Genomic DNA, 26281 nt, shown 5'->3' with positions numbered 1-26281 from the left:
AAAGAGAGAGATGGCGAATAACTATAAAATGATCGCGAAAACCATGTTCGGTTTTGAATCGGTTTTGGCGAATGAACTGCTCCAACTGGGCGCAATGGATGTTAAAGAAGGCACGAGAATGGTAAGTTTCGTGGGTGACAAAGGCTTTATGTACAAGGCAAACCTGTGTTTGCGTACGGCATTGAAGATCCTGAAGCCGTATAAAAGTTTCAAGGTGCACAACGAAAAAGAACTTTATGACCAGATCTATGCGCTGCCGTGGGAAGATTTTATGGGGGTAGATGATAGCCTGGCTATTGATACCGCAGTACATTCTGAAGTTTTTACGCATTCCCAGTACGTGGCTTTGAAAGTGAAAGATGCGATCGTGGACCGTTTCCGGGAAAAATTTGGTCGGCGTCCAAATGTAGACCTGAAACATCCTACTTTACGAATCAATATTCATATTGAAAAACAGTTCTGCAATGTGAGTTTTGACAGCTCCGGGAGTTCCTTGCATAAACGCGGGTACCGTAGTTCCACCAATATCGCCCCGATCAATGAAGTACTGGCAGCGGGAATGCTACTGCTTTCTGGCTGGAAAGGTCAGTGTGATTTCCTGGACCCGATGTGCGGAAGTGGGACCATCCCGATCGAAGCAGCGATGATCGCCTGTAATATTCCGCCGAACATCAACCGGAAGGAATTTGCTTTCGAAAAATGGAAAGACTGGGATGAGGCGCTTTTTGAAAAGATCGAAGAATCTGTCATGAAAAAGATCACAGATTTTCAATATTCAATCAAAGGTTATGACAAGGCTCCTTCAGCCGTGGAAAAAGCCACGGAAAATGTAAAGAACGCGAACCTTTCGGATTTTATAAAAATTGAGCGCAAGGATTTCTTTCATTCTGAAAAGGAAACCGAAGGCTACCTGCACATGGTTTTCAATCCACCGTATGGGGAACGCTTGGAGATCGACGTGGAAAAATTCTTTGAAAGCATTGGAGATACGCTGAAACAGAATTATCACGGGACACACGCCTGGTTCATCGCTACCAATGTAGATTCGATAAAAAGTGTTGGTTTGCGCGCGTCCAGAAAGATCAAATTGTTCAATGGTCCCCTGGAAGGTCGCTTGCTGAAATATGTGATCTACGAAGGCAGCAAGAAGAACCGCGATTAATTGCCGGTTTCGTCCTGTTCTTTTTCTGAAGCCTGGTGCGCTTTCTTATAAAGCGGGATCATATAGGAAATAGAATACCCGTATCCAGCTCCAAAATTGGATTGGTCATAAGTTCTTCCGAAGCCGGGAATGGTAAGATTGTCGTATTCCTCAGGAGCTTTTTCACTAATGCGTCTTTTCAACTGCACGTTCAGGGACAGGAAAAGGTTGTTCAGGACTTCTACTTTGATACCGCCCATTAATTCAACCCAGCTGGCATTCAGGCCTTTTGTTTGCTCGTTGGCTTCCACGATATGGTCTCCGTAATAATTGGAGGAAGTGTAAATGGCGTAGGAATTCAGGGTTTGGGAAAAAGTGGAAAATCCGTAACGCATTCCTACAAATATCATATTTTGCATGTCCTGCCAGTTTTCGTAGGCATTGTAATCTGCTCCAAGCTTGATATAACTTCCGGTTGAAAATGTGGAAATATTATCCCCATCGTAGGTTAGTTTTTCATTTCCAAGTTCGGCGGCGGCATAGAAATTTTCCGTGACGCGATAATCTCCCAGCAATTCCAGACCCCGATACTGGTCATCTAACAGGGAGCGCACCGGTTTGCTAAGGTCCACACCAATTCGCAAACCATATTTGTCTTTATAATTAATGGTATCTGAAGCCTGCTGACTCAAAGCCACGGCAGAAGCCAGCATCATAAGAAGACTAAAAGTATATCGAAACATGGGCTTGGTTTTCATCTTCCACATTATTTTCTTCGATATTAATTTCCCTGATCCAGTTTTGGCCATCTTCTTCGGCGGTGCGATTTACCTTCAAATTGATAAATTTTCTTTGGAAGGAGCAGGCGCGATTGAGGTATTCCTCCTGCAGGTCGTAGCTAAAGGTCAGCGTGTCTGCGTTTCCGCTGGTCACAAATCCGTTTTCATCGATTTCAGTATCCAGTATGAAATAAAAACGAGTCAGATTTTGATCAGTTCTAAGCGGAATGGCGATACTATCCTGGCTTCTTCGGCGCAGGGTAACGGTATTTCCCTCATCATCCACATAGGTCGCCCAGCTTAGGGAGTCGGTTTCTGTCTCAGGAATTTCAGCGATACTTAAATTCTGCGGAGGAGTTGGTTCATCGGGTGCTTCAAAATCGTAAAACCTGATGATGAGCAGGGGTGTGGTATTTGTGCTGCCCGGACAAAGATCGTCCCGCTGGCAGCCCAGCAATACCAATAATCCAACAATTAAAAACCCGAAACTGTATTTTTTCATGAACGCTTTTCTAAACAAACAACATTTTCAACGTGATGCGTTTGCGGGAACATATCTACCGGCCGTACCGCTGTGACTTTATAATGTGCGTCCAGCAGTGCCAGGTCTCTTGCCTGGGTTGCTGAATTACAACTTACGTAAACAATCCTTTCCGGCAATATACCAATAATCTGGTTTACCACATCCTGGTGCATCCCATCACGAGGCGGATCGGTAATGATCACATCTGGCTTACCGTGCTTGGCCACAAAACCTGAAGTAAAAACCTTGCGCATATCTCCAACATAGAACTCTACATTTTCGATATTATTATTTTGGGCGTTTTCTTTGGCATCTTTGATTGCCTCCGGCACAGCTTCCACGCCAATCACCTTTTTGGCGGATCTGGCAATGAATTGAGCGATCGTCCCCGTTCCGGTATAAAGATCGTAAACCAGTTCGTCACCTTTCAGCTGGGCGTATTCCCGGGTGATCTTGTATAAATTGTATGCTTGTTCGGAATTGGTCTGATAAAAAGATTTAGCGTTGATCTTAAACTTCAGGCCTTCCATTTCTTCAAAAATATGATCGCGCCCCTGGAAACATATTACTTCCTGGTCATAGATCGTATCGTTTGCCTTTTGATTGATCACATATTGCAGGGAAGTAATCTGCGGAAATTTTTGCGCTACTGCTTGTAGCAATAGCTCTCTCTGGTCTTTTCGGTCTTCATAGAACTGAATCAGTACCATGATCTCACCGGTAGAAGTGGTCCTGATCATTAAAGTTCTAAGTAACCCTTCCTGTTGACGGGTATTGAAGAAAGCCATCTCATTTTCTGTAGCAAATGTTTTCACGAAATTTCGGATTTCATTGCTAGGGTCTTCCTGCAAATGGCATTTTTTAATATCGAGAATTTTGTCCCACATTCCTGGGATATGAAATCCCAGAGCATTCCGGTTTTCGATGTTTTCACCACTTTGGATTTCTTTTTGTGTAAGCCAGCGGCTGTCACTAAAAGAAAACTCCATTTTATTGCGGTAAAAATAAATGTCTTTGGAACCTAAAATGGGTGTCACCTCGGGCAATTCGATCTTTCCAAGGCGTCGCAAATTGTTCTCCACCTCGTTTTGCTTATATTCCAACTGGTAACGATATTCCATATTTTGCCATTTGCAACCACCACAGGTTCCAAAATGCTGGCAAACAGGCTCGGTTCTTTTGCTGGATAATTTATGGAACTCCGTAGCTGTTCCCTGGTAGTATGATTTCCGTTTTTTAGTCGTTTGGATATCTACCACATCGCCGGGAACGGCATTATCGATAAAGACCACTCGGCCATCTGGAGTTTTAGCTACAGCTTTACCTTTTGCACCGGCATCGGTCACTTCAATTTCGGTAAAAAGCTTGTTTCTGTTTCTTCTTCCCATAGCGCAAAAATAGGATAATTAACAAGACTTAAAGACTGTGCAGTTTAAAAATTCCTCAAACATTTTGTAATTTGCGGGAATGGAATTTTGGGATGATTTCTCTCCCGTATCTGCCTGTTTTCGGGCCAAAGAAGGAATCGCAAAAAACTAATCAAAAACAAAATTTACAATGCCATTACCTAAAATCAATTCTTCTGAAGAAGCCATTAAACTTGAAGACCAGCATGGTGCTCATAATTACCATCCGCTACCTGCCGTACTAAGCAGGGGTGAAGGAGTGCACGTATGGGATGTTGAGGGTAATAAATATTACGATTTCCTTTCGGCTTATTCCGCAGTAAACCAGGGCCACTGTCACCCAAAGATCGTGAATGCCCTGCACGAGCAGGCGTCCAAGCTGGCACTTACTTCCAGGGCTTTTCACAACGATATCCTGGGAGCCTATGAACAATATGCTACGGAATATTTCGGTTTTGATAAGCTATTACCCATGAATACCGGGGCTGAGGCCGTGGAAACTGCAATCAAAATTGCCAGAAAATGGGCCTATGAACGCAAGGGGGTAAAAGAAGCCGACGCCAATATTATCGTTTGCGAAAATAATTTCCACGGAAGGACTACCACCATTATTTCATTTTCTAACGATGAGGAAGCAAGGAGAAATTTTGGGCCCTATACGCCGGGATTCATTAAAATTCCTTACGATGATCCGGAAGCTTTGGAAGCAGCCATTGAAAACAATCAGAATATAGCAGGATTTTTAGTGGAACCTATTCAGGGTGAAGCCGGGGTCTACACACCGTCTTCTGATTTTCTAGCGCGTGCCAAAGAAATTTGCAGCAAACATAACGTGTTGTTCATGGCCGATGAGATACAGACTGGAATTGGCCGTACCGGCGGACTCCTGGCTGTTTGTGGAAATTGTACCTGCCAGGGGCATTGTGAGAGACAGGAAGAAACTTATGTTAGACCTGATATCCTGATTCTAGGGAAAGCTCTTTCCGGAGGGAATTACCCGGTTTCAGCAGTACTGGCAGATGACGAAGTAATGGATGTCATCCAGCCGGGACAACATGGTTCCACTTTTGGAGGTAACCCGGTGGCAGCCGCTGTGGCCGTTGCGGCTCTGGATGTGGTAAGAGATGAGCATCTTACCCAGAATGCTCGAAACCTGGGGAACCTTTTCAGAAGGTTACTGGATGATTATATCAGGGAATCAAATATCGTGGAACTGGTTCGTGGCCGTGGGCTGCTAAATGCCATTGTGATCAACGATTCTCCTGAGAGTTCTACCGCCTGGGATATTTGTGTGGCATTAAAGGAAAACGGTTTGCTTGCCAAACCAACACACGGAAATATCATTCGTTTTGCGCCGCCTTTGGTGATGACCGAAGAGCAGTTGCGAGATTGCGTGAATATTATCGTAACTACCCTGAAGCAGTTTGAGAAATAAGCAGAGATGTATGAAATTAGAAAGCCGGCTCCTTTTGGAGCCGGCTTTATTTTTATCCGCCGTATTGGCGGCCCATTTCCTCCATGACTTCCTGCCAGGCATTGATACCTCCAAAAAACAGGAAGCTGATCAGTGAGGTGATGATACCCAGCGCACTCAGCACGATCCCGATGATCGCCAGGATACGACCGGTCTTCACATTCTGGTAACCGGTGTAGAGTTCTGGTTCTGCATTATAGATCTCGATAGCTTTTTTTGCCATGACCAGGGCGATGATCCCGAAGACAAGCCCGGCAACACCGTAGCAGCAACAGCCAACGATCGAAAGTATCCCGAAAACCAGGATGAGTGTGGAGTTAGGTAATTCTCTTTTTTCCATGAGATTGATATTAATTGGTTAGGTTAAAGAATGAATACATTTTGATAAGGTAAGAAATGATCATAACCGCTGCGGTAAAAATGATGAGCGACAATTTGATGATATGGTCATTTCTAAATTTTACAAATAGGTTCACAAACAGGAAGATCAACAATAAAGCGATAGGATAAATCGCGGGATACATGATAAATGCTTCGGAAAAGTTACCTTTCACCAGCAAAAATGCCGCTCTTTGCGCTCCGCAGCCAGTGCAATCCACACCAAAAAGCGTTTTATTCAGGCAGGGCAACATGTATTCTTCCGGGTTGATCAATTCCTTATTTCTATTTTCTTGGTTATCTCCTTGGCGTCTGAAGTATTGACCTTTACAATATACACACCCGTGCTCAAATTTCCTGTAGCAAGCTGAAATTCTTTTTCCTGGCCTAGGAACTCTTTTAGGGAAACAAGCCTTCCGTTAATCGTATAAAGGCGTAGCATTTGAAGATTTGCTTCGTAAAGCATTTTGATTTCCAATTGTTCTTCCAGATTATTCTGAAAGATTTCTAAACTGTTCAGCAGTACATTTTTGGGTTTGTAGAGCTTTTCAGAGGCCGGGGAAATCAAAGGTTCCGGTTCAACAGGAGATTTTTCAAGAAAGCTAAGATAAAATCGGTCCAGGTATTCGCCGGCATCCAGCCTCATTTTATAATAACCGGTTTTGATGCTGTAATACAGGCCTTCCCTGGAATCGTAAATAAATATGCGGTCAGGATTGAAATTTCGTAATTCACTAATCGAAAACTGCAATTCCGCCGCTTCTTTCAGATAAATATTCAGCGGAATAAGTTCCTGGTCTAACATTGGCCTAACATTGATGGCGTAATTCTTTCCGGAAATAGACCAAGCAATTTCATTAGGCTTTTCATCGAACATTTCGGCATCCATCGCATGGTCTTCTTCAATAGAAGAATCGCTTCGGAAAGCCAGCCCAAGCTGCCGGATGTAAGTAGAATCAGTTTCGATATTCAGGATCAAGGATGGAATGTCTTCCGAAGGTGCTTTGAATTGGGAGAGCAGCGCGTCTGGTTTTTGGTATACTCGTTGGGAATTTTTGAAAATGATCTTCCCGGTCTTCTTTCCTATGACCATAAAACCCTGTGCGATCGGTGCAAATCTTCGCGCGACGAATTTCCCGGTTTCGCCGGTAAAGCTGTAGTCTGAAAACCGGATAAATGCCGGTGGCAGATAGAGATTGGCGCCAGGGGAATACATTCCGTAGCCGCCCTCATAATCTTTCAGGTAGTGGGAATTCAGGCTTTTGCTGCTATCCCAGAAATAGGCTATTCCGGTAGTCGCTGTATTTTCCAAAAGGAATTTGTTGAGGTCCAGCGCAGACGGATATGGATTTCCAAGAAGAATTACCTGATCTTTTTCAATTTCCAGGTCTATCTCACCATCATTGGGCATCCCCAGAAAATTATAAATTTGAGCCGACCCGGGATTGATGGGCTGCCCTTCAATTTCAGAAAAGTTGTTACCGTTCACTCCTTTCATGCTAAAACCTTCGCCAGATTTCAGATTGAAGTCATTTCCCAGGAATTCCCAGGAACTGTATGTTTTTCCGGAGAATTTATAGAGCCATTTTGAGGAAATACTCAGCGGAATGCTCTTTCCATCGAGCTGGAAGATGAGAGTAGCTTTTCGGGAGGTGATCTTATCCAGTGGTTCTGCAACAAAATCGTTGAACAGGAATTGCAAATTTGGAGGAATTCTCACCGGCATTCCCCAGTAATTATACTGGTATGCGTTGGACGTTCCGGTTTGAAAAACGGAAATATTCCCGTTGCCGATATTCTCATTGTCTTTTTTCTCGCCCTGCAGCAACTGCGCATCTTTCCGAAGATATAAGGCAGCTTGTAACGAAGAAGTATTTGTTTGTGCGAGTCGAAGCTCTTTTTGAACAAATAATTCCCGATCCCGAACATAGAGAAAGTGCTCAGCTTGGTCATTAGACTGGATGCTGAGCTGAGAATATGACGGTAATACCGCAAAAAGACCGAATAATATCAGGAGAAGCTTCATGAAAGCCATAAATTTGCATAAATGTAATTAATTGGACGATTCATAAATCAGTCCGATGAAAATTTAACTTACTGTAAATGAATAGTTCGCAGGTTTTAAATACGATTTTAATTGTTGCGGGTGGAGCGCTGCTGATGTACGCGATTTCTGTGGAAAATGCTTCTCCCTATATTAAGATTGCTGGATTGGTGATTATTATGTTTGGCCTTTATCGCGCGACCAATTTTTGGGTGGCAACCAAGGATGATCACGAGGAAAATGATGAAAAATGAGCAAATTCAAGGCAGGAGATCGGGTAGAACTGATGGATGACAATCTGCAGGGGCGCGTGGAAAAAATCACTTCAGACTTTATAACGGTAAGAACTACTGAAGGCTTTTTGATGGATTTTTCGGAAGCTGACCTGGTCAGGATCGATGACGAAATCGATGAATTTGACCTGGTAGATTTTGATTCGGAACAGGTAAAACAGGAAAAAAAGATCCCTAAAAAACCAAGTTCACAGCGTGTCAAACCAAAAGAGCGCAATGCTCCGCCAATGGAAGTGGATCTGCATATTCACCAGCTTACGGTCTCTTCTAAAAATATGAGCAATCACGAAATGCTGAATTTGCAACTGGATACCGCACGACATAAGCTGGAATTTGCCATGAGGAAGCGAATCCAGAAGGTGGTTTTCATTCACGGAGTGGGTGAGGGCGTCCTGAAAATGGAGCTGGACTATCTCCTTAGCCGCTATTCCAATTTAAAATATTACGATGCCGATTATAAGAAATACGGTTTGGGAGCTACCGAAGTTTATATCTTTCAGAATGCTTAATTCTGAGAGCCGGTAGTTTCAGTAGGCTCTTCTTCAGGGCAGGTGTCGTATGGGCAAAGCGTTTGTGGAACATTGGTTTCGCTGAATGACCCCATATTGAAAGGCACTCCAAATTTCAAACTTTCAGCATCAGATTGGTTGGTCCTGGTAAGCTCCAGGCCGGTAATGGTGATGACATAGCTGTAATCCCGGTTGATATCGTGATCCCGATATGTTTCGTTGGGATTGTTATTGCCCGTTTGCTCAGCGTTTCGGTAATCTGCCTTTTCCTCCGTGCTTTGAAGGTTTTCAGGTCTCGTTTCACCGGGATTTACCTCGTTCCTGGTCGGGATACCGTCATTGTCATCATCTTCATCCAGGTAGTCAGGAATACCATCTTCATCAGTATCCAAAAACTCCTTTCCGTTTATCACCACCACCGGATCAGTGTCTGAGCCTTCCAATTCTCTGCTGGTATATACATTGTCATTATCGTCATCCACATCCAAGTAATCTGGGATCCCATCTTCATCTGTATCCTGTTCTTCCTGGAAATTTTCTTCCAAATTGGTAAGCCCATCACCATCAGCATCAGCATTCGCAGCGATATCAGTAGCATATTTCTGAATGAACATTTTCGCTCCGTCGCCGCTGATCCATTCCTGGGTGATCTGGATATTGCTGGGTGGTACTACCGAACAGAAATAGTCTGAAGGCACTTCGGTATTATAAATTCTATAGGTAGCCAGCCCTTCGGTGTTCAGGTTGACCTGCAAGGTTTCCTCTTCCGGGGGAATGATCTGGCCATTTTCATTGGTTTCCAGGATACCGTTGTTGATCTCTACGGAAAAGGATTCGAAACTTCCGTCGTTTTTATAAGCGTAGATCACATCCTTGGAATTGCCCGGGCCGTCACAAAAATCCACTGTACTATCTTCGAAATCAAGATTATCCACAACGATCTCTCCATCATCACAGGCGGCGAACAGCATCACGATAAAAATGGGGAAAATAACTCTTTTCATGAACGGGCTTTTCAACAAAAATAATGGAATCAAATTGATCCCAAAGCCTTGTGAGAAATTATTTTATTTACTTTAATTTTGCGCGCATGAACAAGGTTTATTTCGATTCTGCAGCAACAACCCAGATCAGGGAAGAGGTCATCGATCGTATGACACAGGTATTAAAAGAAACTTACGGCAACCCAAGTTCGACCCATAGTCATGGCCGTTCTGCCAAATCTCAGATCGAGCAGGCCCGTAAGACTGTTGCGGAGATTCTGAATGTGAAAGCTTCTGAAATTGTCTTTACTTCAGGAGGTACGGAAGCCGATAACCTTGCACTGAACAGTGCAGTTAGGGATCTTGGAGTGCAGCGAATCATCACTTCCAGGCTGGAGCATCACGCGGTATTATATACGGTGGAGCAGCTTCAGGAATGTTTCGAAATCGAAGTAGAATATGTTGATGTTACGGCTTGCGGCGATATCGACCTGCAAAACCTGGAAGAGCGTTTGAAAGCGTCTCAAAAAAAGACACTGGTGAGTCTCATGCACGTAAATAACGAAATTGGGAATATGCTGGATCTTCAGGAAACTGCTGAATTGGTCAAATCTCATGGAGCCTTATTTCATTCAGATACCGTCCAGTCTATTGGGCATTTTAAGCTGGACCTGGAAAAGATCCCGGTAGATTTTACCGCGGTTAGCGCCCATAAGTTTCATGGGCCAAAAGGGGTGGGATTTGCCTTTGTGCGACGAAATTCCGGTCTCAAGCCGCTAATCTTTGGAGGGGAGCAGGAGCGTGGCCATCGCGCTGGGACTGAAGGTGTGCATAATATCGTGGGCCTGGAAGAAGCTTTGAAACTGGCGTATGCGAACCTGGAGGAGGAGCGCGATTATGTACTTTCTCTAAAGGCTTATTTCGTAGAGCAGCTTCAGCAGCATATTAATGGCGTGAAATTCAACGGGACCTGTTCTGATCCTGAAAAAAGTACCTATACCTTGATCAATGTGTGTCTTCCGGTAAGCGCCGAAAAGGCCTTAATGCTGTTATTCCAGCTGGACCTGAAGGGCATTAGTTGCTCAAAAGGCAGTGCCTGCCAGAGTGGTAGCGACCAGGGCTCTCATGTGTTAAACGCATTCCTTTCCGAAGAAGACCTGAAAAAACCTTCGCTCAGATTCTCATTTTCGCGTTACAATACCAAAGAGGAGATCGACTACGTGGTAAAGACCTTAAAGGATTTTATCGAAAGCTAGGGTTTTAAATTCCTAATATTTTCGGTGAAAAGTGGCCGTAAAGCTCGTGGTATTTCCCACATTATCGGTCACGATCACTTTCAGATCATTATCAGCAGTATCAGTGATCACGTTATCTGAAAAGTCATACGTCAGCGTGTTGTTCTTATATTCATATTCCATCAATATGAACTTGCCGTTTATGGTGGCCCGGTAAGAATTGATCCCCGAAAGATCATCGCTAATTCGAATTTTCAACGTCTCGTTGTTCGAGATCCACTGCCCGTCATAGAAATTGACCGGACTTACCCTTGGAGGCTGAATATCGGTGGCCAAGGTATAGGTTCCGAAGGTTCGGGTGCGCGTCGTGATTCGATTGCCGTTGCGATAGGTGGAAGAATAGCTCGGTTTTCCATAATCTGAAATACGCGCCACAAATAACTGGTCCCGTTTTTCCGCCGGGACCTCACTAATGTCAAAGCCAATCGTAAAATTGCTCGCCGCGGGAATTTCGTCTTTATGAACTTTAACTGTATCGCCCATGAACTGGATGTCCATAAAGGCATCTTCATAAATTGTACCTGCAGGAATGGAGATATCGATCCCATTCTCTTTTGCTGAAAAGTTCTTACCGGCTTCGACCAGTGTGAAATTTGGCGGAGGTGTTTCTTTGGAAATTTCGTTGCTCGAGCGACCCTTAATAGGAATAGTGATCGTCTTTTCATTTCCTTTAAAATCGGTCACTTTAATGGTGTACTGGTAATCGAGACTGTCTTTAATATTCAGTTTACCGTAATTCTGAAGTTCGCCATACATGCTCAGGGGGTTATCAGGGCTTTTGAATAATTTCTGAATTCGTTTTCTACTGCTCTGGTAATACTGGTAATCGATCAGCCTGTTGAGGTTTCGGGTTTCCGCGAACGAAAATTTATCAAAGTCGATTTCAAAGACCTGTTCGCCATTCAAACTGGCGTCTATTCGGAAAACACCATTGTGATTGTAAGCGCCATCCTGCTGGTCTACAGCAGAAATTCCGAAGCCAATTTCCCCACAGGCATCCACTTCATTGGTGGTAAAATTGCCGTTACTGGTAGGGATCAGTCTTAATTTCTGGCGTTTTTGGCTGTCATTCACGTGTGCTTCCTCATCCAGGGCATAGGCAAAAAGACCTTCTATAAGAGGTTCACGGGAATCTGGAACATCAATTCCGAAAAGCTGCGCGTTCATAGGTCGCTGGCTGCCGTCCCTGATCTCAAAATGGAGGTGCGGGCCGCCGCTGCCACCGGTATTGCCGCTGTAGGCGATGAGCTCGCCCTGTTCTACCTGTAGTTCCCCAGCTTCCGGGAACAGCTCGATTTCATAACTTTCTTTGGCATATTGTTTTTTCTTCAGGTATTCCTGCAATTTTGGAGCTAACTTCTGGAGATGGCCGTAAACAGTGGTGTATCCGTTTGGATGCTGAATATAGAGGGCCTTTCCGTAGCCATAATGCTGAATATTGATACGACTGATGTAACCGGTGGCCGAAGCTTTTACGGGTAAACCTTCGCGTTGCTGTGTTTTGATGTCTAAACCGCTGTGGAAATGATTGGATCGCAACTCACCGAAAGAGCCGGCAAGAACGATGGGCACGTCCAGCGGATTTTGAAAATAATCTTGTGGCAGGGAATTTTGCGCCTTCAGAAGGCTAAATGCTAATAGAAATAGCAGGCTTGTCACTCTCTTCATAAATCTGGGGAAATCAATTTTCAACCTTGGCGTAAATGTAATGAAAAGTCAGTTGAAAATTAAAGCACTTCAGCTCAGATGCTTAGTTTTAATTGTTAATTATAATTTGAAAACTAAAAAGAAAGTATTGGGATATTTCAAACCGTATGTTAACTTTGTAAGGGTTCACATCGTTTAATTGCGAGTATGAGTGAGATTACAGAAATAGTTGATAACCTTGAGAATAGGATCTCGAAACTGCTGCACAAGTTTGAAGTTTTAAAGCAGCAGAACGAGTCCCTGAAGGCCGAACTTGAATCTGTAAGAATGGAACACGGGAAGGTGGAGGAGCAATTGCAGCATTCCAACGACCAGATCCAGACGCTCAAAGCCGCAAATGCGATGCTTGGCAGTACCGAACATAAACGAGAAACGAAGCTCAAAATAAATAGTCTGATCAGGGAAATAGATCAGTGCATTGTTCAGTTATCCGAATAGAGATGAGCGACAAACTGAAGATAAAAATATCGATCGCAGACCGGGTCTACCCGCTAACCATCCAGCCGAAGCAGGAGGAAGGTTTACGCAAGGCCGCGAAAAAGATCGAAGCCATGATCAAACAATTTGAGCAGAATTATGCCGTAAGGGACAAGCAGGATGTATTGGCCATGTGCGCCTTGCAGTTTGCGGCCCAGACCGAGCAGAAAGATATTGATAAATCGAGCGATATGCTGGAAACGGAAGATAAGTTAAGAGCGCTTAACGACCTTCTAAAAGAGCATCTGGCTTCATAAGTTCTTTAAATAGCAAAAGGTAACTGCCTGTATTAGTGCTTTTTTTGACAAACTCAACGCGAATTCTTTAAAGAGGGTGAGTCTAGGTTGTAAAAGCGTGCCGTGTCCTCTCACGAGGAGAGCGGATTCTTGATCAATCTGTTAGCCCTAAACTTGATTTTAAGGAGTTTAGTACAAAAACCATGACTAATACAGGCTTTTTTTATATATCTAAATTTGAAATATGGACATACTAATCATAGTAATTGCCGCAGTGGTGGGCTTAGCACTCGGTTTTGGTATCGCGAAGATGCTGGAAAAAAAACAGGCCTCTCAAACTTTGCTCAATGCCAAAAAAGAGGCAGCCAGTATCGTGAAGGAAGCGAAAGCTGAAGGCGAGAGCATTAAGAAGGATAAAATTCTTCAGGCGAAAGAAAAGTTCATTGAACTGAAATCAGAGCATGAAAAGGTAATTCTTTCCAGGGATAAAAAGATCAACGAAGCCGAAAAAAGGGTTAAGGATAAAGAATCTCACGTTAGCAATGAACTTTCCAAGAATAAGAAACTGAACAAAGACCTGGAAGATAAGCTGGCAGATTATACTCACCGTGTAGATTACCTGGAAAAGAAACAGGAAGAAATCGATAAATTACATAATAGTAAAGTACAGCAACTGGAAGTTATTTCCGGCCTTTCTGCTGAAGATGCGAAAGCTCAGCTGGTAGAGTCGCTGAAAGATCAGGCAAAATCTGATGCTATGGCCCTGATCCAAGATACGGTGGAAGAAGCCAAACTTACTGCGCAGCAGGAAGCAAAGAAGATCATTATTAATACCATTCAGCGAATTGGTACAGAAGAGGCCATTGAAAACTGCGTTTCTGTATTCAACCTGGAAAGCGATGATGTGAAAGGCCGAATCATTGGTCGAGAGGGGCGTAACATTCGCGCTTTGGAAGCAGCGACAGGAGTAGAGATCATCGTGGATGATACTCCGGAAGCAATCATCTTGAGCTGTTTTGATTCCGTAAGAAGGGAAGTAGCAAGGTTATCGCTGCATAAGCTGGTGACCGATGGTCGTATTCACCCTGCACGAATCGAAGAAGTGGTAAAGAAAACGAAGAAACAGATCGAGGAAGAGATCATTGATATTGGGAAAAGAACGGTAATCGATCTTGGAATTCACGGGCTACAGCCGGAACTTATCAAAATGGTTGGAAGAATGAAGTACCGTTCTTCATACGGTCAAAACCTGCTTCAACACTCTCGCGAGGTAGCAAAACTTTGCGGAGTTATGGCTGCGGAATTAGGTATAAACCCAAAACTGGCAAAAAGAGCCGGTTTATTACACGATATTGGGAAAGTGCCGGAAACTGAAACAGAAGTACCACACGCGATCCTGGGTATGCAATGGGCTGAAAAGCACGGGGAAAAACCGGAAGTTTGTAATGCCATTGGAGCTCACCACGACGAGATCGAAATGAATTCCTTATTATCGCCAATAGTCCAGGTTTGTGATGCCATTAGCGGTGCAAGACCAGGTGCGAGAAGACAGGTGCTGGATTCTTATATTCAGCGATTGAAAGACCTGGAAGATATAGCCTTCGGATTTGGCGGGGTGAAGAAAGCCTATGCAATCCAGGCAGGTAGAGAACTTCGTGTGATCGTGGAAAGTGAAAAAGTGACCGATGATAAGGCGGCCAACCTTTCTTTCGAAATTTCTCAGAAGATCCAGACAGATATGACGTATCCGGGACAGGTTAAAGTAACTGTAATTCGTGAAACACGAGCGGTGAACGTTGCCAAATAGTTATCTGGAAAATGTAAATAAAAAAGCCGGGCTTATACAGCCCGGCTTTTTTATGTAATATCACAAAAATTAATCATCGTAAATATTCTCATAAGAATTTCCTTCCATCTCGAAGAATTTTCCGGTTACATATCGGAAATGTTCATCAAGCTCCGCAATCTCTTTCAGATCGTCTTCATCTAACTGGAAACCAGCGCTGGCAAGATTGCCAATGATACGTTCTTTATTGGTCGACTTCGGAATGACTCCCGTCCCTCGTTGTTCGCTCCACTTGATCAAAATCTGGCCTTCGTTAGCACCATGTTTTTTGGCGATACGCTGAATCACCGGATTTTCTAAAAGAGATGGTTCATCAGCCGCTTTCATGCGGTCTGGCCGGTCGCCACTGCCCAACGGAGAATAAGCGGTCACATTGATCTGGTTCCTGCTGCAAAATTCCAACAATTCGTTTTGCTGAAGATAAGGATGCAGTTCCACCTGGTTCATCTCTGGAGTATGATCAGTTTCCTCCATCAATCCTTTTAATTTAGGAATGCTGAAATTGGAAACTCCAATATGTTTTACAAGTCCCTGTTCCTTAGCTTTAACCATTTCATTCCAGGTTTCGATCAGCGGGACTTCATCCAGAGAAAGAAAATCTTCCGCTTTTTCAGGAAAGCCTACTTCCGGTTTAATAGCCACTGGCCAGTGCATTAGGTAGAGATCCAGGTACTCCAGGTTTAGATCATTTAGGGTGTTCTTCAGTGCTGGAATGACATCTTCCTTTTTGTGAGCATTGTTCCAAAGTTTAGAAGTTACCCACACATCATCCCTTTTCACCGTGTTCCCTTCAAACACTTCTTTGAAGGCTTCACCAACTTCGGCTTCATTTCCGTAGGTAGATGCGCAGTCTATATGCCGATACCCGTTTTCCAGGGCAATTTTTACGGCTTTGGTCACTGCGCCTTTTTCAGATTTCCATGTTCCAAGTCCAATAGCGTCCATCTGGTCGCCATTCGTGAATTTTAGTTTTTTCATTGTTCAATTTTTTCTGAATTTACTCAGAATGCCTTGCTTCAGAAAAAAATCTACCCGGTTTAGCAGAACTTTAATATCATTTCCTGGGATGGAAATCTTCCATAACCTTCCGAAGATGGGAACGGTCTACATGCACATATACTTCAGTGGTGGTAATGCTTTCGTGGCCAAGCATTTGTTGGATGGCCCGTAAATCGGCACCATTTTCCAGCAGATGAGTGGCAAATGAATGACGAAAAGTATGCGGACTCACTTTTTTATGAATTCCGGCCAGTTCCGTAAATTTCCGAACCAAGGTAAAGATCATGGCCCGCGTAAGCTGATTGCCGCGTCGATTCAGGAAAAGCGTATCGGTGGCTTCCGGTTTGATCTCGAGATGGTTTCGAATCTGGTCTTTATAGATATTGATGAATTTCTGGGTATAGTTGGAAATAGGCACGAAACGGTCCTTTTCACCCTTCCCGGTCACCTTGATAAATCCTTCCTTAAAGAACAAGTCGGACAGTTTCAGGTTGATCAATTCGGAAACGCGAAGACCACAACCATAGAGTGTTTCGATAATTGCGCGATTTCGTTCACCTTCCGGAGCACTGAGATCGATCGCTTCAATGATCTTATCGATTTCTGAAAGCGATAAGGTATCGGGCAATTTTCGGCCGATCTTCGGGCTTTCCATTAATTCCATGGGATTATCCACGCGATAATCTTCAAATAACAGGTAATTGAAAAAACTCTTTAAACCGGAAATAAGTCGGGACTGTGAACGGGCGTTGAGAGATTTGGAAGCTTCATAAACGAATTGCTGCAGCGTTTGATGGTCAATTTTTTCCGGTGAAATGCTGATGTTGTTAACATTCAGGAAGCGCATCAATTTTCGAACATCCAGGCTGTAATTGGTGATGGAATTATCTGAAAGTCCGCGTTCCAGCCGAAGATAATGCTGATAATCCCTAAGCGCATGCTCCCAATTCATGTGTTAAATATAAGGATTTGCCACTGGTAGTCTTAATAATACTTTATCGAAACCTAACTTTTTTTTAACAAGATGAAGCCTACTTTTGACCCAATTCAAAAACGAAAAATGATGAAGAAGACAATTTTATTATTCGCAGTACTTTTAGTTGGATTCGGTGCCAAAATGAGCGCACAGGAATATTGGAATTTTGGAGTGAAAGGTGGAGTGAATTTCACCAATATGACTTCAGACGGATTTGAGGAAAACAATTCCAGAACAGGTTTTCACCTGGGAGTTTTAGCTGAAATTCCGGTAAGCGACCGTTTTTCGGTTCAGCCAGAGGTGCTATACTCTACCCAGGGAACTGAAGCTACCAGGGTTGTTGCGGGAGATAGGTATACTGGAGAATACCAGTTAGATTATGTTCAGGTGCCTGTTTTAGCCAAAATTTACCTAATAGATGGATTGGCTCTGGAAGTTGGACCATCATTTAACTTCCTGGCAAATGAAAAATACGATTTTGACAGTTCTGCTTTAGATGCTGAATTTGACTCAGACATGGCGAGTTCTTTTGAATTTGGTGGAGCAGCTGGGGTTTCTTACAAATTCAACAACGGATTCTTTTTGGATGGTAGATATACCCAGGGATTCTCAAATGTTTATGACAGTAATGATTTTGATGGAGATGCCATTAAAAACAATGGTTTCCAGCTAGGAGTTGGATTCATGTTTTAAAGATTTGAATCAATTAATTAACACCTAGGAAAAGCGGAGCATGGTCTCCGCTTTTTGTTTTCTTATATTTCTAGATGAGTGAATTGGCAGTTGTGTGGTCGATCCCGAGGCCAAACATTTTAAATTAAGTGTGATTGATAGAATTTTCTATTAGGACAAGCTGGCAACAGCCTATCTGGATGATCCGGAATACAAGTATTTCTTTAAATTTTAAGCCGTTTTTTTTAATAGGAAATTCATAAAGGACGACTGAAACCTCCTTTTTTATTTGCTCAAAATGCTATCTTTAGCTTATGAAACTACTAATTATTAACGGTCCAAACCTGAACCTCTTGGGCAAGCGCGAACCTGGTACTTATGGAAACAAAGATTTCGATAGTTTTTTCACCGAGTTGCAGGCGAACTTCCCGCAAGCGGAACTCGCTTATTATCAGAGCAACATCGAAGGAGAGCTGATTGGGAAGATCCAGAAAGCTGATGATGATTTTGACGGAATTATTCTGAATGCGGCCGCATATACCCATACTTCAGTAGGAATTGGCGATGCGATCAAAGCCATTCAAACTCCGGTGATCGAAGTGCATATTTCAAACACTTTTTCCCGGGAGGATTTCCGCCATAAATCCTTTATTTCCCCTGCTGCGAAAGGCGTGATCATTGGTTTCGGCCTCCAGAGTTACGAACTGGCAGTGCACAGTTTTCTGAAGGAATAGGCATGAAAAAGGCCTATTTTAACTGGAGCTCCGGAAAAGATTCGGCCATGGCACTGTGGAAACTTCAGCAGTCTCAAGAATTGCAGGTCGAATTGCTGTTAACGACCATTAACAAGGAGCTCGCTTTTGTCAGCATGCACGAAGTCCCGGAAAAACTACTCGAGCGACAGGCTGAAAGTCTAAATATTCCCCTACGGAAAATACATCTGCCAACCGAATATACGGCTCCTGTTTATGCTGAAATCTTAACCAAAGAACTTTTGGAACTCCGAAAAAATGGCTTCGAACGAGCAGTTTTTGGCGATATCTTTCTGGAAGACCTGAAAAAGTATCGTGAAGAGCAACTTAAAAATGTTGGGATAGAGGCCGTTTTTCCGCTGTGGAAGCGGGATACAGCTACTTTGATGCAGGAATTCCTGGACAGCGGTTTTAAGGCGATCTGTGTTTGTGTGAATTTGAAATATTTGGACCGGTCATTCTGCGGAAAGGAAATTGACCAAAATTTCCTGAACGATCTACCGGAAAATGTTGATCCCTGTGGGGAAAATGGAGAATTTCATACGTTCGTGTTTGATGGTCCAATCTTCAGGAAAGCCGTAGCCTTCAAAAAAGGAAAGAGCTATACGAAAACCTATCCTGCAACAGCGGGAAAATGGGATACCGAATTTGCCTATTTTCAATTAAAAGCATAAAAAAACCCGGCTTTCGCCAGGCTTCTATAGCTATTTTCCATTATCTTCCTAGATGTGGATCACTTCGTCGTAAGCAGCGGCTACCGCTTCCATTACAGCTTCACTCATGGTTGGATGTGGATGAACCGCTTTTAATACTTCATGACCGGTAGTTTCCAGTTTTCTACCAAGAACAGCTTCCGCAATCATATCTGTCACGCCGGCACCAATCATATGGCATCCTAACCATTCTCCATATTTCGCATCAAAAATCACTTTTACGAAACCATCAGATTTTCCTGCGGCTTTCGCTTTACCAGAGGCAGAGAATGGGAATTTACCAACTTTCAGGTCATATCCAGCTTCTTTAGCCTGCTTTTCAGTCATTCCAACTGAAGCGATTTCAGGAGTGGCATAGGTACAACCAGGAATATTTCCGTAGTCGAGCGGCTGGACGTTCATTCCTTTGATCTTTTCAACACAAATAATACCTTCAGCAGATGCAACATGGGCCAGGGCAGGACCGTGAACCACATCACCGATCGCGTAAATACCTTTTACATTTGTCTCGTAAAAGTCGTTTACAACGATCTTATCCTTATCGGTTTTGATACCAAGATCTTCCAGACCTATATTTTCAATATTGGTTTTGATTCCAACGGCAGAAAGAACGATATCAGCCTCCAAAGTTTCTTCACCTTTCTTGGTTTTTACTTTCGCTTTAACCTTGTCGCCAGATTTCTCCACGCTTTCTACGGAAGAATTGGTCATCACCTTGATTCCGGCTTTCTTCACGCTTCTCTCGAATTGCTTGGAAACATCTTCGTCTTCGAGAGGAACCAGGTTTGGAAGGAACTCCACGATCGTTACTTCAGTTCCCATTGAGTTGTAGAAATGAGCGAATTCCACCCCGATAGCACCGGACCCAACAACGATCATTTTCTTCGGTTGTTTTTCTAGGCTCATGGCTTCGCGGTAACCAATCACAGTCTTTCCATCCTGCTTCAGGTTTGGAAGTTCACGTGACCTTGCACCAGTTGCAATGATAATATGATCTGCCTCATAGGTTTTCTTTTTATCATCTTTATCTGTCACCTCGATCTTTTTACCAGACTTCAGTTTCCCGAAACCGTTGATCACATCGATTTTGTTCTTCTTCATCAGGAACTGCACACCTTTGCTCATTCCATCTGCTACATTCCGGCTTCTTTTTATAACCGCTCCAAAATCTTTGTCGGCTTTTTCAATTTTCAATCCGTAGTCTTCGGCATGTTTCAAATAGTCAAAAACTTCCGCACTCTTCAAAAGCGCTTTAGTTGGGATACATCCCCAGTTAAGACAAACACCACCAAGATTCTCTTTTTCGATCACTGCGGTTTTGAAACCAAGTTGTGAAGATCTGATGGCAGTTACATATCCACCTGGACCACTACCCAAAACTAACACATCGTATTTACTCATATTCGGTATATTTTGAATCGGTTATAGAAGTTGCGAATTTAAGCAATTAAAGGCTAAACTAAAAGTTATTGCCGTTCGTATAAAGGCATAAAAAAACCTGTCGTGTTCAGACAGGTTTTTATATAACGATCTCCAGTTTTTTACTGAAGCGGGGAAACATTGATGATATCGTGATCTTCCATATCGATCAAACTTTGAACGGCATTATAATCACTTACATCAACACCGGAATTCTCCAGGTAATCTGCAGGAACCACAATAATCCTGAAATCCTGGTTATCGGTATAATCAGCAGAAATGGTGGCCGCATCGATGTTGGAGATGATGAACAAACGAACATCATAAAAAGTATAGTCAAAATTATACTGAAACTCTCCGCCATCTACATAATAAGTTTGAGGTAGCTGTTCGAAAATTTCAACAGGTTGCCCATCATCTGTCGTACCGTCTTCACCCACTTTATGGTAAACCAGTACAGCATCTGATTCGTACACTTCTACGCCTGCATCATTGAAATTGATCAGGGCTTCATAGCCTGTGCTATTGTTCAGGTCTACATTTACATCAAAAGTAGTTCCCAGGTAACCATTTAGCCCGTCTTCACCATCCATACCCGGAGGTCCCTGAGGTCCAACAGGACCTTCATTGGAACAAGAAGTAAGCGTTAGGCCGATTATCGTAAAAAGAAATAGAAGTTTTTTCATGATCATTGAGTTTTAGTTATTTTTCAAAATTGATGCTGGCAGAGTTCACACAGTAACGCTGACCAGTCTCTGTAGGTCCATCATCAAAAACGTGGCCAAGATGACTTCCGCAGTTAGAACAAAGGATTTCAGTACGAATCATCCCAAAAGTTCGATCCTGAACATATTCTATTTTTCCTTCTATTGCCTCGTCAAAACTGGGCCATCCGCAGCCGCTTTCAAATTTGGAATCACTTTCAAAAAGTTTTTCACCGCAGGCAGCACATTTATAAGTTCCATCCTCAAAATGCAGATTGAAACGGCCTGTGTGAGGAGCTTCGGTTCCTTTTTCACGAAGAATGCGGTATTCTTCCGGAGTCAGAACTTTTTTCCATTCCTCTTCCGATTTTTCGATATTGTATTTTTTCATCTTATTGCTCGCTTTCAGGTTTGAAATCCATTGCCACGCCATTGATACAGTGACGTTTTCCGGTAGTTTCGGTGGGCCCGTCGTTGAAAACATGTCCTAAATGCCCCCCGCAATTTGCGCAATGCACTTCCTGTCTTTCATAACCCAGTTTTGAGTCCCTTCCGTAGGCGACACCACCTTCAATGGCACGATCAAAACTTGGCCAACCGGTACCACTGTCAAATTTATATTGTTCTTCGTATACCGGGTTGCCGCAGGCAGCGCAGACAAAAGTGCCCGCTTCGTTAACTTTTAAAAGGTCACTGGAGAATGGTCTTTCAGTGGCAGCCTTTCGAAGTACTGCGTATTCATCCGAACTGAGTTCAGCTTTCCATTCGGCATCGGTTTTGGTTACCGGGAAATTTTCAGAACCTTTTTTTTCGGTTTTTTGGGCATTGCCATTACAGCTGGCCAGAAGCGCTGTACACAGCACCAGGAATATCTTTTTCATAATACTTTCTTTGGAATTAAAATTACAAAGATTGTGCCGTGATAAAAGTTGTGATTTTGTTAATTACCGCATCATCACCAAGGATTCGGCGATGCCCCAGGCCGTTAGTGATCATTAGTTCGCTATTTTGCAATTTTTCATGGATCTGGTAGGCGCTTTCTACCTCTACGTCTACATCCTGTTTGTCGTGAATTACCAGGCTGGGAACCTGGACATTTTCAGCAGAATGCGCTCCGGAATAATCGTCCATATCCTGACCAAATTTTTCATCGAGATAGGCTTTCATTTTCCTGGCTACGGTGTCGTTCATTTTCATATTTCGCGCAAAATCTTTGGTGATTTTCGTAACCGAATTGGCCGTCCCGATAATGACCAGTTTCTGAACAGAAAGTCCTTCGGAAATAGCTTTCAGGGAGGACATCCCGCCCAGTGAATGACCAATGATCACATCAAAGGCCCCGCATGTTTTCGATAAATAATGAATGGCTTCAATAAAAAAAGGCATCATCGAGATCTTGCCATCAGCTTTACCGTGAGCCGGAGCATCGAAACTGATGATTCTGTAGCCTTGTTCCACCAGCGCTTCAGCAATTTTAGACATTTGAGTTCCTCTGCCGCTCCAGCCATGAACCATCAGAACCTTTTTTTCAGCATCCTGATTTCCGTAGTCATAAACTATGATCTCGCGATGAATAGCGGGAACAATTATTTTTTTCTGAATGGATTCGCGGTCCATTTTTTCTTCGCGCTTCGGAAGGGGATATTTGAAAGGTGTAAGAAATAATTTCGCAGCAAACCTGCTGGCTAAAAACGGACTAATACTGGTTAATATTCTGGAAAACTGCAGGATGTAATTAGGAACAAGCAGTCTCTGAACGGGGACTTTTTCCTTAGCTTTTTTGGGCATATTTTAAGATTTCTCGTCTGTGCGACTACAAATTTTTTCAAATTTCTGAAAATGCTGCGAGACCTCAATATTACAGCGAATTTTTAAAATGGTATCGTTTTTGGATTATGCTTTATTGTTAAATCATACTTAAACAGAAAAGCGCCAGTTGTTGGCTTTTGTACTTTTAGGTAACTAAAACCAATATTATGAAACTGAAAAAATTATTTATAGGATTGAGCCTGGTTCTATTTATGGTGGCCTGTAAGACCAATCCCTTCACAGGTGAAAAGAACCTGAATTTTGTGAGTAACGACCAGCTTTTTCCGGCTTCGTTCGCTCAATATGACCAGTTTTTAGAAGAGAACGAAGTAGTAAGAAATACACCGGAAGCGGCTGAGGTAAAACGAGTAGGTAATAAGATCGTAACCGCGGCAGAACGCTATTTGAATGCCAATGGATACCAGGGATTCCTTGAAGATTTTGAATGGGAATTTAACCTGGTAAAAGATGATGCGGTAAACGCATTCGCCATGCCAGGAGGAAAAACAGTGGTGTACACGGGAATTATGCCAATTGTACAGGATGAAACAGGTTTGGCAGTGGTGATGGCCCACGAGGTTGCACACGCTCTGGCAGATCATGGTGCGCAGAGAATGAGTGCGGCTCAACTTCAACAATTGGGTGCAGTGGCTGGAACTGTTGCTTTAAGTGGTAAAAGTGAACAAACACAGCAAATGTTTGCTCAGTTTTATGGCCTCGGAAGTACCGTTGGAGTAATGCTTCCTTTTAGTAGAAGTCACGAGTCTGAAGCTGATAGAATTGGCCTTACATTAATGGCAATTGCCGGATATAACCCTGATGAAGCTGCTAACCTTTGGAGACGTATGCAGGCGCAGAGCGACGGGCAGGCTCCGCCAGAATTTTTGAGTACTCACCCGTCTAACCAGACCAGGATCAATAATCTTGAAAAATGGGCACCGGCAGCTAAAGCAGAAGCCGCCAAATACGGTCAGTCGTTTTAATAACGATAAAATATAATAGAAAAAGCCACCAACTCGGTGGCTTTTTCTATTTTTAGGCTATGAAACAACTACCAAAAGGCAGTAAGAAGCTCATCCATGCCTGGGCTTTTTACGACTGGGCAAATTCCGTTTACAGCCTGGTAATTTCTTCAGCCATCTTCCCGATATTTTATGGAGCCTTAACTATTCTGAAAGATGAAAATGGGAAAAAACTGGATGATACGGTTACTTTCCTGGGCATCGATTTTAATAATGACACGCTGATCAGCTATGTCACTGCCGCGGCGTTTTTAATGGTTAGTTTTTTGTCCCCATTCCTTTCTGGAATTGCAGATTACGTAGGAAATAAGAAGAATTTTCTCAAATTTTTCTGTTATCTCGGTGCCATTTCATGTATTGGTCTTTATTGGTTCAACCTGGATTATTTGTGGTTTGGCCTTCTATGTTATTTCCTGGCACTTATCGGTTTCTGGGCCAGCCTGGTTTTCTATAATTCCTACCTGCCAGATGTCGCTTTTCCCGATCAGCAGGACAAAGCCAGTGCGAAAGGATTTTCTTTGGGATATATCGGGAGTGTGATTCTGCTTGTGATCTGTCTGATCATGATCCTGTATTACGATTTCTTCGGATTTAAAAATGAGAATTTTCCAACCCGGTTTTCTTTCGTGTTAACCGGTCTCTGGTGGATTGGCTTTAGCCAGTATACGTATAAGTACCTTCCGAAGGGTAATAAAAAATCTACCTTGCATCGTTCAGTTTTGTTCAATGGTTTTAAAGAACTCCGGAAGATCTGGCGGGCTCTCAAACATAATGTTCAATTGAAGAGGTATCTCGCCGCATTCTTTGTGTACAGCATGGCCGTGCAAACCATCATGCTGATCGCAACTTATTTTGGGATTGAAGAGCTCGATTGGGGAGAACAGGACTCTACTTTTGGATTGATCATCAGTATTCTATTGATACAGCTGGTGGCGGTTGCAGGTGCGTTATTAACTTCCCGGCTTGCAGTGCGTTTTGGGAATATTAAGATCCTGATTTTCATCAATCTCATCTGGATCGCGATCTGTGGCTACGCCTATTTTATTGTAAGCCCGATGCAATTCTACATTGCCGCTGCTTCGGTTGGACTCGTAATGGGAGGGATCCAGTCACTTTCCCGGTCTACCTATTCTAAAATGCTACCTGAAACCGAAGACACCGCGAGTTACTTCAGTTTTTACGATGTATCGGAAAAGATCGGGATCGTCATCGGGATGTTTTCCTACGGACTCGTTGCGCAGCTCACCGGAAGTATTCGGAATGCCATTCTGTTCCTTATTGCCTTTTTTATCGTTGGCGTGTTTTTGCTGATGCGTGTTCCGCAGAAAATAAAAGAATAAAAAAAGCCTGCGATCGCAGGCTTTTTAGTTTTAAGATATCCGTATTTAGTAAGCTGAAATATCTCCGGATCCAGAAGATTTGAAATTTTGCTTTTCCGGATCTCCTTTATACATGATATCTCCAGAGCCGGAAACCGTTGCGGTCAAAGAAGCACTAGCGTAAACCTGGATATCTCCAGATCCTGCAACTCGAGCGTTCACACTTTCTGCTCTCAGGTCATAGGCTGCGAAATCTCCACTTCCGGTAACCGTACAGTCAAAATTACGCGCTTTGCCTTTTAATTTAATGTCCCCACTTCCGGTAATCGAGCCTTTCAGTTCCCCGGCATTGATGTCGAGCACCACATCGCCGCTTCCTGTTACTGAAACTCCGAATGAGGATGAGCTGATCTGATCCCTGGTCCAGATATCGCCGGAACCGGTCAGGGAAACCTGCGAAATACTTTCAAAAGGAACGGTAATAAGAATTTCTTTTGTTGGCCGAAGGTCTACACCTTTTTTAGTTGAAATTTTCAAGGTACCCGCTTTGACTTCAGTAGTTATATATTCCTGAAGGTTGCTTTCGGCTTCAATTTTCAGCTGGCCTTCGTTTCCTGCTACCAGTTGAACGTTCATGGAACCAACGAGTTGCACACCATCATAATCTCCGGTGCTTCGGGATTTTGTTACAACATTGCCGTTACCTTTTACTTTTTCCGAAGAACTCCACCATTGCGCCTGAACGCTGCTGATTGTGAATAAAATACTGGCCAGGATTAAAATTGCTTTTTTCATGATTTAAGAT

At 43.2% G+C, this 26281-nt stretch carries 29 protein-coding genes and 1 other RNA gene; 14 read left to right on the top strand and 16 right to left on the bottom strand.

The genetic code is table 11. The annotated features are described in order from the left end of the window. The first annotated feature begins 10 nt into the window (after positions 1-10). Positions 11-1162: a THUMP domain-containing class I SAM-dependent RNA methyltransferase gene (locus GRFL_RS17880; protein WP_083645876.1), complete on the top strand. Its 1152-nt coding sequence runs from the start codon at positions 11-13 to the stop codon at positions 1160-1162. Here GRFL_RS17880 and GRFL_RS17875 read toward each other — a convergent pair. Genes GRFL_RS17875 through rlmD form a run of 3 tightly spaced genes read right to left on the bottom strand, consistent with a single transcriptional unit; the run spans position 1159 to position 3831 of the window. Further along, positions 1159-1884, bottom strand: coding sequence for a DUF6048 family protein (locus GRFL_RS17875; protein WP_083646269.1), 726 nt, complete (start codon positions 1882-1884; stop codon positions 1159-1161). The two genes, GRFL_RS17880 and GRFL_RS17875, sit on opposite strands and share 4 nt — an antisense overlap. Further along, positions 1865-2422: a DUF6452 family protein gene (locus GRFL_RS17870; protein ID WP_083645875.1), complete on the bottom strand. Its 558-nt coding sequence runs from the start codon at positions 2420-2422 to the stop codon at positions 1865-1867. Before GRFL_RS17870 ends, GRFL_RS17875 begins: the two co-directional genes overlap by 20 nt. Continuing rightward, complete coding sequence (gene rlmD / locus GRFL_RS17865; RefSeq protein ID WP_083645874.1) at positions 2419-3831, bottom strand: 23S rRNA (uracil(1939)-C(5))-methyltransferase RlmD; 1413 nt, start codon at positions 3829-3831, stop codon at positions 2419-2421. Before rlmD ends, GRFL_RS17870 begins: the two co-directional genes overlap by 4 nt. Positions 3832-4000: 169 nt before the next feature. On the opposite strand from rlmD, the gene rocD reads away from it, so the two are divergent. Further along, a complete protein-coding gene (gene rocD, locus GRFL_RS17860) occupies positions 4001-5284 on the top strand; it encodes an ornithine--oxo-acid transaminase (RefSeq protein ID WP_083645873.1) in 1284 nt (427 codons plus the stop codon). A gap of 52 nt (positions 5285-5336) precedes the next feature. On the opposite strand, the gene GRFL_RS17855 is transcribed toward rocD, so the two are convergent. Genes GRFL_RS17855 through GRFL_RS17845 form a run of 3 tightly spaced genes read right to left on the bottom strand, consistent with a single transcriptional unit; the run spans position 5337 to position 7727 of the window. After that, positions 5337-5663: a CCC motif membrane protein gene (locus GRFL_RS17855; protein ID WP_083645872.1), complete on the bottom strand. Its 327-nt coding sequence runs from the start codon at positions 5661-5663 to the stop codon at positions 5337-5339. Between the two features lie 10 nt (positions 5664-5673). Then, on the bottom strand, positions 5674-5976 hold the full coding sequence (locus tag GRFL_RS17850) for a DUF2752 domain-containing protein (RefSeq protein WP_236995840.1): 303 nt from the start codon (positions 5974-5976) through the stop codon (positions 5674-5676). Next, a complete protein-coding gene (locus GRFL_RS17845) occupies positions 5973-7727 on the bottom strand; it encodes a T9SS type A sorting domain-containing protein (RefSeq protein WP_158091649.1) in 1755 nt (584 codons plus the stop codon). Before GRFL_RS17845 ends, GRFL_RS17850 begins: the two co-directional genes overlap by 4 nt. 77 nt (positions 7728-7804) lie before the next feature. On the opposite strand from GRFL_RS17845, the gene GRFL_RS17840 reads away from it, so the two are divergent. Next, the gene (locus GRFL_RS17840) at positions 7805-7999 is read left to right on the top strand and encodes a hypothetical protein (RefSeq protein ID WP_083645869.1); all 195 of its coding nucleotides are present in this window, start codon (positions 7805-7807) and stop codon (positions 7997-7999) included. Beyond that, on the top strand, positions 7996-8547 hold the full coding sequence (locus GRFL_RS17835) for a Smr/MutS family protein (RefSeq protein WP_083645868.1): 552 nt from the start codon (positions 7996-7998) through the stop codon (positions 8545-8547). The genes GRFL_RS17840 and GRFL_RS17835 overlap by 4 nt, the downstream gene beginning before the upstream one ends. Here GRFL_RS17835 and GRFL_RS17830 read toward each other — a convergent pair. After that, positions 8544-9551, bottom strand: a complete 1008-nt coding sequence (locus tag GRFL_RS17830; protein ID WP_083645867.1) for a hypothetical protein — start codon at positions 9549-9551, stop codon at positions 8544-8546. The genes GRFL_RS17835 and GRFL_RS17830 overlap by 4 nt on opposite strands. 86 nt (positions 9552-9637) lie before the next feature. On the opposite strand from GRFL_RS17830, the gene GRFL_RS17825 reads away from it, so the two are divergent. Next, positions 9638-10786, top strand: a complete 1149-nt coding sequence (locus GRFL_RS17825; protein WP_083645866.1) for a cysteine desulfurase family protein — start codon at positions 9638-9640, stop codon at positions 10784-10786. A gap of 12 nt (positions 10787-10798) precedes the next feature. Here the strand turns inward: GRFL_RS17825 and GRFL_RS17820 are convergent, their stop codons facing one another. Continuing rightward, the gene (locus tag GRFL_RS17820; protein WP_083646267.1) at positions 10799-12493 is read right to left on the bottom strand and encodes a M23 family metallopeptidase; all 1695 of its coding nucleotides are present in this window, start codon (positions 12491-12493) and stop codon (positions 10799-10801) included. 186 nt (positions 12494-12679) lie between these two features. Here GRFL_RS17820 and GRFL_RS17815 point away from each other — a divergent pair, with 186 nt between their 5' ends. From GRFL_RS17815 to rny, 4 genes are all read left to right on the top strand, one after another. Then, entirely contained in the window at positions 12680-12970 is a 291-nt protein-coding gene (locus tag GRFL_RS17815; protein ID WP_083645865.1) for a hypothetical protein, read from the top strand. A gap of 2 nt (positions 12971-12972) precedes the next feature. Next, a complete protein-coding gene (locus GRFL_RS17810; RefSeq protein ID WP_083645864.1) occupies positions 12973-13266 on the top strand; it encodes a cell division protein ZapA in 294 nt (97 codons plus the stop codon). Positions 13267-13317: 51 nt separating this feature from the next. After that, positions 13318-13436, top strand: a non-coding RNA gene (gene ssrS / locus GRFL_RS17805) — 6S RNA. Between the two features lie 53 nt (positions 13437-13489). Further along, positions 13490-15052 carry a ribonuclease Y gene (gene rny / locus GRFL_RS17800; RefSeq protein WP_083645863.1) on the top strand — a complete coding sequence of 521 codons (1563 nt, stop codon included), beginning with the start codon at positions 13490-13492 and terminating at the stop codon, positions 15050-15052. Positions 15053-15121: 69 nt separating this feature from the next. Here the strand turns inward: rny and GRFL_RS17795 are convergent, their stop codons facing one another. Together GRFL_RS17795 and xerD are read right to left on the bottom strand one after the other, a co-directional pair. Beyond that, complete coding sequence (locus GRFL_RS17795) at positions 15122-16069, bottom strand: aldo/keto reductase (RefSeq protein ID WP_083645862.1); 948 nt, start codon at positions 16067-16069, stop codon at positions 15122-15124. A gap of 76 nt (positions 16070-16145) precedes the next feature. Further along, the gene (gene xerD / locus GRFL_RS17790; RefSeq protein WP_083645861.1) at positions 16146-17042 is read right to left on the bottom strand and encodes a site-specific tyrosine recombinase XerD; all 897 of its coding nucleotides are present in this window, start codon (positions 17040-17042) and stop codon (positions 16146-16148) included. Between the two features lie 108 nt (positions 17043-17150). Here xerD and GRFL_RS17785 point away from each other — a divergent pair, with 108 nt between their 5' ends. From GRFL_RS17785 to GRFL_RS17775, 3 genes are all read left to right on the top strand, one after another. Next, positions 17151-17759, top strand: a complete 609-nt coding sequence (locus GRFL_RS17785) for a porin family protein (RefSeq protein WP_341475760.1) — start codon at positions 17151-17153, stop codon at positions 17757-17759. Between the two features lie 293 nt (positions 17760-18052). Continuing rightward, complete coding sequence (gene aroQ / locus GRFL_RS17780; protein WP_083645860.1) at positions 18053-18472, top strand: type II 3-dehydroquinate dehydratase; 420 nt, start codon at positions 18053-18055, stop codon at positions 18470-18472. Positions 18473-18474: 2 nt separating this feature from the next. Beyond that, positions 18475-19164, top strand: a complete 690-nt coding sequence (locus GRFL_RS17775; protein ID WP_083645859.1) for a Dph6-related ATP pyrophosphatase — start codon at positions 18475-18477, stop codon at positions 19162-19164. Positions 19165-19212: 48 nt separating this feature from the next. On the opposite strand, the gene lpdA is transcribed toward GRFL_RS17775, so the two are convergent. The 5 genes from lpdA to GRFL_RS17750 all read right to left on the bottom strand — a co-directional run bounded on the left by lpdA (position 19213) and on the right by GRFL_RS17750 (position 23114). Further along, positions 19213-20604, bottom strand: a complete 1392-nt coding sequence (gene lpdA / locus GRFL_RS17770; RefSeq protein WP_083645858.1) for a dihydrolipoyl dehydrogenase — start codon at positions 20602-20604, stop codon at positions 19213-19215. A 140-nt stretch (positions 20605-20744) separates the two neighbouring features. After that, entirely contained in the window at positions 20745-21308 is a 564-nt protein-coding gene (locus tag GRFL_RS17765) for a collagen-like protein (RefSeq protein ID WP_139839268.1), read from the bottom strand. Between the two features lie 16 nt (positions 21309-21324). Then, on the bottom strand, positions 21325-21717 hold the full coding sequence (msrB, locus tag GRFL_RS17760; RefSeq protein ID WP_083645856.1) for a peptide-methionine (R)-S-oxide reductase MsrB: 393 nt from the start codon (positions 21715-21717) through the stop codon (positions 21325-21327). 1 nt (position 21718) lies between these two features. Beyond that, on the bottom strand, positions 21719-22207 hold the full coding sequence (gene msrB, locus GRFL_RS17755; RefSeq protein ID WP_083645855.1) for a peptide-methionine (R)-S-oxide reductase MsrB: 489 nt from the start codon (positions 22205-22207) through the stop codon (positions 21719-21721). 22 nt (positions 22208-22229) lie between these two features. After that, on the bottom strand, positions 22230-23114 hold the full coding sequence (locus GRFL_RS17750; RefSeq protein ID WP_083645854.1) for an alpha/beta hydrolase: 885 nt from the start codon (positions 23112-23114) through the stop codon (positions 22230-22232). Positions 23115-23302: 188 nt separating this feature from the next. Here GRFL_RS17750 and GRFL_RS17745 point away from each other — a divergent pair, with 188 nt between their 5' ends. Together GRFL_RS17745 and GRFL_RS17740 are read left to right on the top strand one after the other, a co-directional pair. Then, positions 23303-24118 (top strand): M48 family metallopeptidase, encoded by an 816-nt coding sequence (locus tag GRFL_RS17745; RefSeq protein WP_173850103.1) that lies wholly within the window; start codon positions 23303-23305, stop codon positions 24116-24118. A 59-nt stretch (positions 24119-24177) separates the two neighbouring features. Continuing rightward, a complete protein-coding gene (locus GRFL_RS17740) occupies positions 24178-25497 on the top strand; it encodes an MFS transporter (RefSeq protein ID WP_083645853.1) in 1320 nt (439 codons plus the stop codon). Positions 25498-25542: 45 nt separating this feature from the next. Here GRFL_RS17740 and GRFL_RS17735 read toward each other — a convergent pair whose 3' ends face one another. Further along, positions 25543-26271, bottom strand: coding sequence for a head GIN domain-containing protein (locus GRFL_RS17735; protein ID WP_083645852.1), 729 nt, complete (start codon positions 26269-26271; stop codon positions 25543-25545). Positions 26272-26281 lie beyond the last annotated feature (10 nt).

Origin of the sequence: Christiangramia flava JLT2011 (assembly GCF_001951155.1) — a bacterium.
Taxonomy (GTDB): domain Bacteria; phylum Bacteroidota; class Bacteroidia; order Flavobacteriales; family Flavobacteriaceae; genus Christiangramia; species Christiangramia flava.
This window is presented reverse-complemented; position numbering and strand designations above follow the sequence as displayed.